At 62.4% G+C, this 11,982-nt stretch carries 13 protein-coding genes; 3 read left to right on the top strand and 10 right to left on the bottom strand.

Annotated elements, in window-relative coordinates; all coding sequences use genetic code 11:
• Nucleotides 1-502 (bottom strand): DNA-binding protein (locus F7R19_RS27905; protein WP_170292673.1); only part of this gene is annotated, 502 nt, incomplete at its 3' end.
• Nucleotides 503-1,100: 598 nt separating this feature from the next.
• Here F7R19_RS27905 and F7R19_RS29945 point away from each other — a divergent pair.
• From F7R19_RS29945 to F7R19_RS27890, 3 genes are all read left to right on the top strand, one after another.
• Entirely contained in the window at nt 1,101-1,277 is a 177-nt protein-coding gene (locus F7R19_RS29945; protein WP_004635326.1) for a hypothetical protein, read from the top strand.
• Between the two features lie 284 nt (nt 1,278-1,561).
• Nucleotides 1,562-2,515: a DNA-binding protein gene (locus F7R19_RS27895; RefSeq protein ID WP_011514872.1), complete on the top strand. Its 954-nt coding sequence runs from the start codon at nt 1,562-1,564 to the stop codon at nt 2,513-2,515.
• The gene (locus tag F7R19_RS27890) at nt 2,512-3,999 is read left to right on the top strand and encodes a tyrosine-type recombinase/integrase (protein WP_150982826.1); all 1,488 of its coding nucleotides are present in this window, start codon (nt 2,512-2,514) and stop codon (nt 3,997-3,999) included. Before F7R19_RS27895 ends, F7R19_RS27890 begins: the two co-directional genes overlap by 4 nt.
• A gap of 187 nt (nt 4,000-4,186) precedes the next feature.
• Here F7R19_RS27890 and F7R19_RS27885 read toward each other — a convergent pair whose 3' ends face one another.
• From F7R19_RS27885 to F7R19_RS27840, 9 genes are all read right to left on the bottom strand, one after another.
• On the bottom strand, nt 4,187-5,233 hold the full coding sequence (locus tag F7R19_RS27885; RefSeq protein ID WP_011514873.1) for a YncE family protein: 1,047 nt from the start codon (nt 5,231-5,233) through the stop codon (nt 4,187-4,189).
• A 16-nt stretch (nt 5,234-5,249) separates the two neighbouring features.
• On the bottom strand, nt 5,250-6,176 hold the full coding sequence (locus tag F7R19_RS27880) for a DUF1259 domain-containing protein (protein ID WP_011514874.1): 927 nt from the start codon (nt 6,174-6,176) through the stop codon (nt 5,250-5,252).
• 57 nt (nt 6,177-6,233) lie between these two features.
• Nucleotides 6,234-7,475: an MFS transporter gene (locus F7R19_RS27875; protein WP_011239977.1), complete on the bottom strand. Its 1,242-nt coding sequence runs from the start codon at nt 7,473-7,475 to the stop codon at nt 6,234-6,236.
• Between the two features lie 22 nt (nt 7,476-7,497).
• The gene (locus F7R19_RS27870; RefSeq protein ID WP_011514875.1) at nt 7,498-7,806 is read right to left on the bottom strand and encodes a hypothetical protein; all 309 of its coding nucleotides are present in this window, start codon (nt 7,804-7,806) and stop codon (nt 7,498-7,500) included.
• Between the two features lie 437 nt (nt 7,807-8,243).
• Nucleotides 8,244-8,666 (bottom strand): chromate resistance protein ChrB domain-containing protein, encoded by a 423-nt coding sequence (locus F7R19_RS27860; RefSeq protein ID WP_011239976.1) that lies wholly within the window; start codon nt 8,664-8,666, stop codon nt 8,244-8,246.
• Entirely contained in the window at nt 8,663-9,004 is a 342-nt protein-coding gene (gene chrE, locus F7R19_RS27855) for a rhodanese family chromate resistance protein ChrE (protein WP_011239975.1), read from the bottom strand. Before chrE ends, F7R19_RS27860 begins: the two co-directional genes overlap by 4 nt.
• Nucleotides 9,005-9,021: 17 nt before the next feature.
• Nucleotides 9,022-9,615 (bottom strand): superoxide dismutase, encoded by a 594-nt coding sequence (locus F7R19_RS27850; protein ID WP_017510987.1) that lies wholly within the window; start codon nt 9,613-9,615, stop codon nt 9,022-9,024.
• Nucleotides 9,616-9,634: 19 nt separating this feature from the next.
• Nucleotides 9,635-10,840 carry a chromate transporter gene (locus F7R19_RS27845; RefSeq protein ID WP_011514877.1) on the bottom strand — a complete coding sequence of 402 codons (1,206 nt, stop codon included), beginning with the start codon at nt 10,838-10,840 and terminating at the stop codon, nt 9,635-9,637.
• Between the two features lie 42 nt (nt 10,841-10,882).
• A complete protein-coding gene (locus tag F7R19_RS27840; protein ID WP_011514878.1) occupies nt 10,883-11,857 on the bottom strand; it encodes a chromate resistance protein ChrB domain-containing protein in 975 nt (324 codons plus the stop codon).
• Between the last annotated feature and the right edge of the window lie 125 nt (nt 11,858-11,982).

The raw sequence follows: 11,982 nt of genomic DNA, 5'->3' as shown, positions 1-11,982 counted from the left end.
GGCGTGCGGCTTGCTCATCGGCGCGCGCGCACGCCGCCGCCTGGGCGGCGCACGCTACGGCCAGCGCGGTGTCGCGCGCGGCGAGCTGGCCGCGCACCTCGCTCAGTTCGGCCCGCAGCAGCTCGACCCGCAGTTCGGCCTCGGCGCGGGCGGCCTCGGCGGTGTCGGCTGTGGCTTGCGCCTCGCGCTTCAGGCGCACCACGTCGTCGAGCTGCACCGCGACCGCGGCCTGCCACAGCGCGCGCATCGCTTCGGCGATCTCGACCGGAATCTCGGGCAGGGCGAGGTCGGCCAGGCCCGAGCGCACCACCTCGGCCTCGATCGCGTTGAGCGTACGCGACAGCGTTGCAGGGTCACCGCCGCCCAGGCGGTCACGCAGCTTGCGCACCGACACCACGCGGCGAAAGCGTGCGGCCGTGGGCGGCGCCGCGTCGCCGGCCTCGGTGAGCATGGCCAGCACGGTGGCGCGGATCTGGTCGGGGGTGGCGGCGAGGCGGGGCATGGCAGTTTCCGGAGGCGCATTTCAGCCTATCTTACGCACATACCTAACGTTAGAAAAGCCATTTATGTGTTGCTTGGGAAAACCAAAGACGGATAAATCTAGTTATCTTGCGGAAACAATGGCTTCCAGCCACAGGGCGCGCTTGGCCGCGCGGCGGGGGCGGTCAACGTTCCAAAACCAAGGGGAAAAGGACCAGTCAGCAAGTGACTGATTTGACTAGGGTTTTAGGGTGGGCATCACCCTGGAACCCGCATGGCTGCTACGGGTGGCTACCCCGGTAAATTGCGGCGAAATCAAGGGGACCCCTGATCCAGACATTCGTCTATTCGCTGGCCTGGCCGCATATCCAGTGGGCGGCGATGCTGGTGGTGCGGCTGCGCCCGGGTGCGGGTAACTAGTCGCTGGACGAACTGTAGGGGGCGAGCACTAACCGTCTCGCGCGGCGGCTTGCGAACCATAGGTCGGCCCGCGGCCGGAAAAATGCTTGACCTTCCCTGCCGTGGGAACGTCCATATTAACCATGGGGGACAGAAGCCCCTGCGGCGTGGCAGGACCAAGTCGGCAGAGAGCATCGGATTTTCCGCCGGAGGTTAGTCAAATGGGCGTTCCGGGGCGCACGTTGTATGAAGAGGTCTTTGCGGTGTTCGAAAGGGCATGCCAGGAAAGCGATTTCGAGCTGGCCGAGGACCTCCTGCTCGCCCTAGAAGCGATGGATCGCCGGCAGGAAGCTCATCGGCAACTCGACCGCGCCTACCTGCTGCTAGCCGATCTCTGAGAACGGGAGTCCCCCGACTTTGGTTTCTACCTGCTTGCCATCGGCTGGCCAATGCCCCTGGGGACAGCAGTGGTCCTCTTCCATGCCTTAGCGTGCAATATTTTCCGTTTTCTGAAGTGACCCCTCTCAGCCCCCGGTAGCGTGCCGGCAAGCCCGTGCGACAGCCTGTTTTGGCAAGATAACTAGATTTATCCGTCTTCGGTAATTTCAGATTACCTTTAAATTGCTTTCCTAACGTTATACATGTACGTAAGATAGGGTGACATTTACGCTCGGACGCCACCATGCCCCGCCTCGCCGCCACGCCCGACCAGATCCGCGCCACCGTGCTGGCCATGCTGACCGAAGCCGGCGACGCGGCGCCGCCTTCGGCCGCACGCTTTCGACGCGTGGTGTCGGTGCGCAAGCTGCGCGACCGCCTCGGCGGCGGCGACCCGGCGACGCTGTCGCGCACGCTCAATGCCATCGAGGCCGAAGTGGTGCGCGCGGGCCTGGCCGACCTGGCCCTGCCCGAGCTGCCCGCCGAGATCGCCGAAGCGATGCGCGCGTTGTGGCAAGCCGCGGTCGCGGTGCAGCTTGACGATGTGGTGCGTCTGCGGCGCGAGGCGCAACAGACCGCAGAGGCCGCGCAGTCCGCCCGCGCCGAGGCCGACCTGCGGGTCGAACTGCTGCGCCAGGAACTCAGTGAGGTCCGCGGGCAGCTTGCCGCGCGCGACACCGTACTGGCCGAAGCCAGAGCGGCCCTGGCAACGGCTAGCGCGCGGGCCGACGAGCAGGCGGCACGTCGTGGCGAACTCGAGACGGCACTCGCGACCGTGCAGGAACGTGCCGTGGCGGACGAGCGCGCCCACACCGAGGCGATCGCCACGATCCAGACGCGCTACGAGGCCCTGTCGAAACAACTCCTGCAGGAAACCGCCCATCAGCGCGATGCGGTGCGCGCCGAGCGCGCGCAACTGGCCTCGCAACTCAAATTTGCCGAGCGGCGCATCGCGGCGCTCGAGGAGGAGCGCGGACGACTGGACGCGGAACTGGTCAGCGAGCGCGCCGCGCGCCAGACCGCCGTCGGCGAGGCGAGCGCGCTCAAGGCCGTCACCGCCAGCCAGCGCGCCCAGCTCGACGAAATGCTGCGCGCGACCCTGGCCGCTGCCACGCCCGCCGCCAAGGTGGCACGTGCGACCCGATCGACCGCCAAGCCGGCCGGTAAGCCCGACGGCAAGCGCCGCGACAAGCCATGAATCCGGCCGACTGGATCGATACGGGCGCGGTGCCGCCGCGCCCCTTGCCGGCCAAGGTAGACGCGGCGCTCGCCTACCTCGCCGAGGCGCTCGGGCACCCGGTCTACGCGCACTGGACCCTGACGCGCATCAAGCGCCGCTACGGATCGCTCGCGGACGCCAAGGCGGCGCAGCCGACGGTCCTCAAGTTGCTGCTGACCCACGACGGGGCGGTCGAGTACTGGGAGCGCGGGCGTCTGCGCACCGCGCCGGCGGATCAGGCGCCGAGCCCGGACGCGGTCCTCGCTCGGCTGCTGCACACGCATCGGCGTCGCTTCCGGTCCGCCGACGCCTCGGCGAACGCAGGGGCAGTGCCGGCGACCGCGCAGACAACGGGGCTGGTGGCAAATCCGTGGTTGGCTGCGCACAGTCACGCAGATCACGCGTGGCTCGCGCGCACCGGCCGCTTTGCCCAGCCACAGGCCGCCGCCAACACGCTGGGCGCCGTCGACGACGCGCAGGCGCTGGCGCTTTTTCTGCGCGACCGGACTGGCCGATCGTCCCACACGCTACGCGCCTATGGGGCCGAGCTGCGTCGGCTGATGCGCTGGTGCGGCACGCATGGCTTCGGGCCTTTTTCGGATCTGACGCGCCAGCAACTGCTCGGCTACCGGCACACGTTGGAGCACGGCTCGTCCGGCACCGCGAACACCACACCGCCGCTGTCCGAAGCGACCCGCACGCGCGCACTCGCGGTGGTAGCCAGCCTCTACGGCTACTGGTACGCCACCGGCTACCTGCATGCCAACCCGGCCGCCGGACTGTCCGCCGGCAGCCGCGCACGAAGCGGCTTTGTGCCGACGCGGCTGATCCCGTCGGCACTGCTAGACGCGTGCGATGCCTGGCTTGACGCAAACAGTGCCGGCGATTTGTTGCCGGCGCTTCGCCAGCGTGCGATTTGGGCGCTGTATCGCTATGCCGGCGTGCGCCTGGCGGAACTGGCCTGGTCGGCCGAGACTGCACTGCCCCGACTGGAGGCCGAGGCGCCTGGGCGGTGGACGCTCTATGTCTGCGGCAAGGGGCGCAAGGTACGAGCCATCCCGCTGCCGGCCCAGTGCATGGTCGTGCTGCGGGCCTATCGGCGTGCCCGCGGCCTGCCACCCGAGCCATCGGCGCACGAAACATTGCCCGTGATCCACGGCAGCAAGGGGGAAGCGCTGCAGCAGACGGGGCTCTATCGGGAGATCAAGGCGATCTTCGCTGTCGTGGCCGATGGTCTGCAGGCGCGCGAACCCGCAAAGGCGATGCTGCTGCGCGCCGCGTCGCCCCACTGGCTGCGCCACGCCTACGCACGTACGCTGGTGGTCGACCACCAGGTGCCGCTGCCGGCCGCCCAGGCGCTGCTTGGCCACGCCTCCGTACAAACCACGGCAGCCTACGCCAAGACAGATCTGACGCAATTGCGTGCCTTCGTCGATGCCACGTTCGCTGATGATGTGCCCTAGTGACCGGTCGGGCCGGCGAGGACCCGTTGTGCAGGCGACGCGGCGCCTGGTCGACCAAATCAGATGGCGCGGAACAACCCATCTCAGTCGTTCGGGGACCTGACATGAAGTGACCGCTATGGGCGCCGATATAGACGTCCTGATCCGGAGCAGTCAGGATGTGCGAGCGATATTGCCAGAACGAGCGTTAAGGCCTCATAACCCGCATTGCGGGGTGATGATCTGCATTCTTCAGCGGAAGATAGATCTCATGCGAAGCGGGGTCGACGGCGAGGCTGTGCGCATTCGCTCCGACAAAGCCTTCCGCGACCTTTGTCACGTCTGTAGCTGTGACCTTGAAAACCGACAGCACGCCTGACTCGCTTGCCACATACACCTGGCCAAGATCTTCGTCATAACCCAGCACATCCGGCTCCCCGCCGACGCCGAAATTTGCGACGATCCGTTTGGCTTCCAAATCCATTACTAGCAAGCGATCAATGCCCTCACAGACGATGAACGCTAGCCGGAACTTCGGCACGATTAGCAACCCGTGGTTGCCTTCTGCTCCCGGCAGCGCGATGCGATCCAAGACTCTGTCAGTCTGCGGATCAATCTCGGCCAGAGACTGGCGACCCTGGACGTTCACGAAGATGTGTTTTGAGACGGGGTCGTACTGCGTGTTCCCGACGGCTCCGCCTAACTCAATGGTAGCCACACGCCGGTTAGTGCGGACGTCGATCACGGTTTCGGTGTTGCCATGCTCGTCAGAGACATACAGCTTGCCAACCTCTGGCGCATAGGCGATCCCGTCAGGATACTTGCCGCCTGGGATGCGGGCTACGATCTTAAATGTGGATGCATCGATTGCCACGACCTCATCGGTTCCGGTTGCCGACGCGTACACGCGATTGAGCTCGGGAATGGCGAGCGTTCCATGCACATGGCCCACGTTGGATATGGTTGCCGCAATGGTCTTCGTCTTGGTGTCCATCACGACGATCTCGCTATCACCGAGATGCGCAATGAATAGCTTGGAACGGGTCGGGTCGAGGCTGAGATAGTCCCATCGGGTCTTCCCACCCGGCAATCGAAAGTCGCCTACGTGTTGCAGCGGCAAGGCGCGAGAAGGCATCGTCGTCGTACCGGACAGGCAGGGAGCTGGGTCGAGCAACATAGCAAACAAGAGTGCCAAAACGGATAGGCCGTGGTATCGCAGCGATTGCTGTTCTCGCGGGGTGCGCCTTGTGAACATAGAGATGCTCCAGAGCCTATGGTTTATGCACGCCAGCCTGTGCGTCCAAGGCCTTCTTGATACTTGCGGCGAGCTCAGTCGCTTTGCCCTTGCCCCAATAATGCAGGAACATATAGCGCGGCTGTTCGTTGGTCATGTGCTGGTGGATGGCAACGATATTGATGCCACCTGATCGCATCGCTTTGAGCACCACCTGAAGCTCCTCTTCGCGCATCGCGAAGTCCCCGTCCACGATGGCGGAGTCATCGGTCCCGGCGAACGCCGCCCACGTATTAAGGCCCATCTCATTGCCGAACGTGACGCCATGCATGGTCCCCTTGGCACCGATGACAACTTTGAACATCCCGTTGCTCGCCTGTCCCTTCTTGCCGAAGACGGTTTCAAGCGGTGCGGCACTGATCGCATTCTCGTGCGGAATCGCACCTGAGAAGCCGCTCCCAACGGAAGGGTTGGCGGCGCGTATTTCGGCTATCTTGTCGTATAGCTTCTTCACGCCGGCGGCTAGCTGATCAGGATTGCCCATACCTCCGATGTGCATGAAGTACACCCGCGGTTGATCAAAGAAGAAGTGATTGTGGAGCGCCGTGACGTCCAACCCGGCCTCGAGCGCGACGCTCATGGCTGGATTCACTTCGTCCTCAAGAAGAACAGTGTCTCCCATCAGCATGACTTGATGTCCGTGTGCCGGAGTGAACGCTGCCCACGACGTTAGCCCCATGAAGGGGGGCATGGCCGCACCATCCACTTTGATCGGCACGTCGGTACGTGGTTTGGAAACCTTGAAGACGTTCTCGGCTTCGGAAAAACTGCCCTTCAAGCCGGTGATCTGCTCGAGTCGAGTGGTATCCAGTGCTACACGTCGCTCCACAGGGGCTGCGGTCGCGATAGTGCAGGCACCGATGATGCAGGAAACGGCCAGTACGACTTGCTTTGCAGCTTGCATTGTTCGCTCCAGTTTCGCGCCTGAAAGGCGCCAGGTCGGCTACACGCCGAATCTCGATCAGTTGAGCGGTTTGATCCGTCTGAAGGCGGTCAGAATGGCGAGGTCATAGCCGATTTTCAGCACACCGCAGGCCAACGGCGGTGCGCCAATCCAGCCCATGGCCATTAGCCCTCCTGCAAGTACCGGGCTGACCGCAGCGGCCAGGCTCCTCGGAACAGCAGTCAGGCTTGCCGCCGCCGTACGCTCAGCGGGAGTCACCACAGCCATCACGAACGCCGTTCTAGTCGGCACGTCCATTTGCGACAGCGCACTGCGCGCAAGCAACAGCAGCAAAGTCAATGCCAACGATGGCGCGAAGGCGGCAGCAATCAGAAAGGCGCTCGAAGGGATGTGAGTGAACACCATGGTGTTCAGCAACCCGATCTTGCGCGCCAACGGCACCGCCGCGAGCTGGGAGGCCGTTGTCAGCAATCCCGCCCAGAAAAAGAACTGACCCGCTGCTCCCGGGGACATCCCGAAACGCTGCATCAGCCAAAGCGACAACAGGGCATTCACTACCAGGCCGCCAGCAAACGCATCGATGCTGAATAGCATCGCCAGCCGGATAACGATGTGACGAGATGGGCCCAGGGGGGTAGTTGGTGCGGTCGACTGCGGATGAGGTTTGGGAAGGCGGGTATAGAGCGCCCATAACGCGATGCCGGTCAAGGCGTAAATGACAAACATCCACCGCATTGCCGCCAGAAACGACACATCGGCATGAGCGGAGATCCATGCCGGCAGGGCAGCAGCCAAGGCGCCGATGGCGGCGGAGAATGCCCCCACAAGGCTGTACCGAGCGAACAGCGCCGTCCGGGCCTCAGGTGTCGCGGCGTCTGCAAGACGGGCTTGCTCCAGCGGCAGGAACACGCTGACATCGCCCGAGCTCGGGTTCAGCGTACCGACAAAGGCTACGATCAACAGTGGCCACAGTGATGTCAGGACTGCAAAGCCCAGCCCTGTAGCCGCCATCAGCACCGCAGCAAGCATCAGCAGACGGCGTTGTGAAAAGCGGCTCCCAACGAGTCCGACGAGAATGGTTCCGAGCGCGGAGCCAATCAGCGTCACGCTGCTGATCAGTCCGACAGAAAACTGGCCGAAGCCAAGCCCCAGCAGATACGCTGGCAGGAGTACCGCGACATACCCGTCGCACAATCCACGCAACGCACGGCCGACGAGAAGCGGCTTCACGCTTGCGTCGATTCCAGGCGGAAGCACAAGACTGGCGAGTTTCGTACGGAAGGTTGCGCGTGCCGACATGCCAGCCTCGCCTGGTGCGGAGTCAGTCCTCGTCATCGTCGTCTGCGAGTTGTCTGCCATCCTCGCCGATCAATATTGTTGTCTTGTCAGCGCCGGACCCGAAAGTGACCTCGTATCTAGTCCTGCCATCCGCTACCTGCTTTTTGATGTCGCCGACGGCGCGGCCCCTCGCCTGCTGGTCAATCGTTGATCTGACTGGTGCGGGAACCTGAGCGATGGCGACCACCTGGTGACTGCGCTCGCCGAATGGGTGCCTGTCGCAGCCCGTCGTGGCCAGGGCTAGTGCACCAGCCAGTGCAGCCGATGCGAACTTGCGAAGACGAGAAGACATCGCAGGCTCCCTCCTTTCTTCACTGAATCACCAACTTCCCTTGCGCCAAGAGGACGCCATCGCGGCGATACTCAATCATTTGGCCGTACCGCCACACCTCGAAACACTCCTCGGCCTTTGCGCTGGGATAGGCCAGGCAAAGATTGCTGCCGCGTACACTCCAGCGCCCCTTCTGCACCTGGCCTTACATGATGGATTCGACGGTACCGTCCGATGCGAATTTGTCGGCCCAGTGGGGGCCGTCAGTGATCACCTTCCCGCTGATTGTCCGTTTGATCTCCGATGCCTTCAGGTGTCGAAATACGTCTTGCGCCGTTGCTGCGGTCGCTGAACTGGTGATAGCGATTCCTGCACATACCGCAGTCAGTATTCGTTTCATTTGAACGTCCCAAGGGAAGTCAGGTGGAGACCTGTGGTGGCCATTGATGGGTTTCCGCCTAACAGCTTTGACACCATGCGTACAATGCGTCGTACATCACCACGCCTTGCGCAAGCATCTCGTGGTCATTCGTGAAGACATGAGAAAGCCCTAGTGAAATGGCGTAGAGCCCGCTTGACTGCGGCGTGAGGTCGAGCCGCGAGGTATCCGCACCGCGAACAATGCTGGCTAGTTGCTGAAGGGCCGGATTCTCGCCTAACTTGTACTTCTCCAGAAACGCGTCGAAGCTGCACAGCTCACCGACATGCGTGAGCTCAACACCTGGGATGTCGTAGGGGATCGCGCCGGTTTCGTTGGCGATGCGAACCACGTCGCCCGACGGTACATACAGGAAGTCGGGCGCGTCATCGACAAATCGGGCGATCAGCCATGGGCAGGCAATACGATCGATCTTTGGCCGTTCACGTGTGATCCATTTCACGGCTCTATCCGTAATGGTTTCCGAATCGTCGGGTGATTACCTGCGATCCAGTCTTCGAATCCACCAACCAGATACGTCGCGTCGAAGCCAACGGCCTCGAGTAGCGCTGCGCAGTCCTGGCTGACCTGGTGGCCGTGGACGCAATAGACGGTAACCGGGCGATTCGCATCAAGCGTGGCGATCCAGTTGCCAAGTTCGTCCGGATTGCGCCAGGCAGCCCCCGCAATCATTTGTTCACTCGCATCGAACGCAGGCTTACGCCGGACGTCGATCAACTGCGGGGCGTTTAATCCGTGCAAGGCAGCCGCGAGTTCCAAGGAAGATGTGGCGTTAGGCATAGGTGCGCCTGCTTCGGTTAGTCCCGCACGGCAGCCGCGAAGCGAGTGGCCGCCCGTTGCCAGTGGATGTTCTGCATGAACACGTCCACATAAGCTGCCGCCTTTGCGCCGTAGTCCATGTGGTAGGAGTGCTCATACATATCGAGCGCCAGGACCGGTGTACCCCCAGCCAACGTATGGGCGTGGTCAGATGCCCACTGGTTGACCAGCCGCCCGTCACGCGGCGAGTAAGTAAGCAGTACCCAGCCCGATCCGCCGCCGAGCGCCTTGCCCATCGCGGTGAATTCGGCCTGCCAGCGTTCGAACGAGCCGAAATCACGTTCGATCGCCGTCTTTAAAGCGCCGTCCAGCGGACCGCCGTCACCCAGGCTGTCGAAGTACACCTCATGCAGAATCATGGAATTCGTCGCGATGAGTTCTTCGCGCTTCAGTCCGTTGAGCGTGAACACGGGAGCGGTTGCCATATCCAGCTCTGCGAGCGTGGCCGTAATGGCATTCAGTCGCTTGACCGCGCCGCCATAATTGTTCTCATAGTGGCTGAAGATCAGCTTCTCGGAGAGGCCAGTCAGCTTCGCAGGTTCACAACCTAGCGGCTTCATTTCGTAGAGCATAAGAGTCTCCTGTGGCATCTCAGTGATGCAACAACGGATAGGCGACCAGACCAATCAAGGCCGCCCCGGCAACGATCATGGGCTCGGACAGCTTCTTGAACTTCAGAAGCAATGCGACGGTGACAAGCGCCAGCAACGCTGTCGGGATATCAACGATCGACCGCTTCGCCAACACGATCACCGCGCCAGTAATGGCGCCGATGGCCGCCGCGGTGACACCGTCCACAAAGGCGAGGATCGCAGGTAGTTTTCCGTATTTCTTGAAATATGGGGCGGGTAGGACGGTGAACAGGTAGCACGGTAGAAACGTTGCGGCCGCAGCCACGCAGGCGCCAGGCAGGCCGGCGACGAGGTAGCCAATGAAGCCAACGGTGATGACCACCGGGCCGGGTGTGATCATGGCGACTGCGACGGCATCGACAAACTGCTTGTCGTTCAGCCAGTGGTACTCCGTCACCACACCACCGTACAGGAACGGCACGATGGCAAGTCCCGACCCGAAAACGAAGGCTCCCGCCTTGGCAAAGAACACGCCAATCTGGGAAAGAAGCGGCCAATCCAACGTACTCATCATGCCGCTTGCCGCCGGCAGTGGGGTCGCAGCGAACGCATTCATCTTGCCTTGGCGCAGCCACTTCGGCGGGGCGCGCCAGAACCAGACCAGGACGCCCGCGGCAAGGAACAGCCACGCCACTTCCGATTCTGTAATGACCGTGACGGCCACGAGCACCAGATAGATAAACCAGAGCAACTTGTCGTTGCCGACGCTCTTTTTGGTCAGCTTGTACGCGCTGATTGCGATGATGCCAATCACTGCTGCGCCTACGCCATAGAATACCGACTGCATCCAGGTCAGGCCGCCGAAGCGCACATATGCCCACCCGAGTGCCAACACCATGAGAAACGACGGCAGTACAAAGGCCACGCCGACGAGCGTTGCGCCTACGATGCGGTAGTGGACGTATCCCAGGTAAATGGCCAGTTGAGCGGCAAGCGGTCCCGGCGCGAGCTGGGCCAGGGCAAGGCCTTCCTTGTAGTCGGCATCGGTGATCCACTGCTTTGCCTCGACGAGGTCGCGGTGCATGTAGCCGGCTAGCGCCACGGGACCGCCAAAGCCGAGGGTGCCAAGCCGCAGGAAGTACATCACCAGTTGGCGTAGCGTATAAGTGGGCGCGGTATGTACCGAACCGGCTGCAGTGGTATCGGGTGGTTGGGGCGAGTTCATCGTGTCTGTTGAATAGTTTGCTTCTTTGTTGATTGGCAACGACTAGCGTTTGCGCGGGCTTGAGAAATGCGTGTACAGCGAGTCGAGGACATAGCCGACTTCATCCAGCAGTGCGTCGTCGTTAGGGAGGCGTTCCCGGGCGCCTGCCAGCACTGCCTCAAAGCCACTGGCTTCGGCAACCGGTGTGCCGCCGACATCCAGAACATGGATCATCTGGCCGAGGCGGGCGAGCCCTTTGTCTTCGTCTAGTCCGAAGCTGGCGAGCAGCACCTCAAACGAAACGCGGTCGCCAATGTGTGTGAACGTCGCGCCATCGAAGTCGAATCCAAGTGCGTCGTCAGGGCACTGACGGACATCTTCGAGCCAGAGAAAAGTGGCATGGGGATCGATAAAGCGCCGGATCAACCAAGCGCAGGCGACACGGTCTACCCATAGATGCTGGCGGGTCGCCCACTGGCGCCCCTGATACTGGGTCGGGTCACGTCGCGGAATGTTGCCGGCTACTCCGTGCGGCTCGCCGGGCGAAAGCAAGATGTCGATCGCTGCATTGAAGTCGCGCCACTGCAATTCGGCACGGGCGGACGCCTCGTTAGGGAAAAAATCGACCTTGCGGATAGCGTCGATCCCTCGACCGTGCCGGCGTGCCACGCGCAGCAGCTCCGCCTCGTCCGAATCGGACAATGTTGAGCGGGCGCTGGAGAGTTCGACCATCCATTCGGCATATTCGGTGGACCGGTCGAACAACGCGCGATACTCCGCCTCCTGCTGGTCGTCAGCGGCCTGTACGGACAGCATCCAGACCTTGCCATCCTCACTGGCCGCATCGGTTGCCAGTGTCTGCAAAGGTGCCCGCAGTCCTGGCAGATTGGGGAGTAGATAGGCCCCGTCCCGCAGTGCTGTGGCGCCAAGCGCCTTGATCCCGCGCCAGAATCGCATGCGCGCAGTGGAGGCGGATGTTGGCAAGCTAACGACGAGCAGTAGCCAGGCAGTCTCGGGAGAGGATGGGAGAGCGTTCATGCAGACAGCTTAGCGGGCTGTATGCGCTACTTCAATGTTGTAGAGATCTCTACAAAATCAACGTTCGGCGCCTTGGAGATTGCAATAAAGTGCCGTATGAGCACTTTTACCTCCATGGTGCTCGC

This window comes from Cupriavidus pauculus, assembly GCF_008801835.1.
Lineage (GTDB): Bacteria > Pseudomonadota > Gammaproteobacteria > Burkholderiales > Burkholderiaceae > Cupriavidus > Cupriavidus pauculus.
Note: the sequence above shows the minus strand (reverse complement) of the source record. Positions and strands in the feature narration are given on the sequence as shown.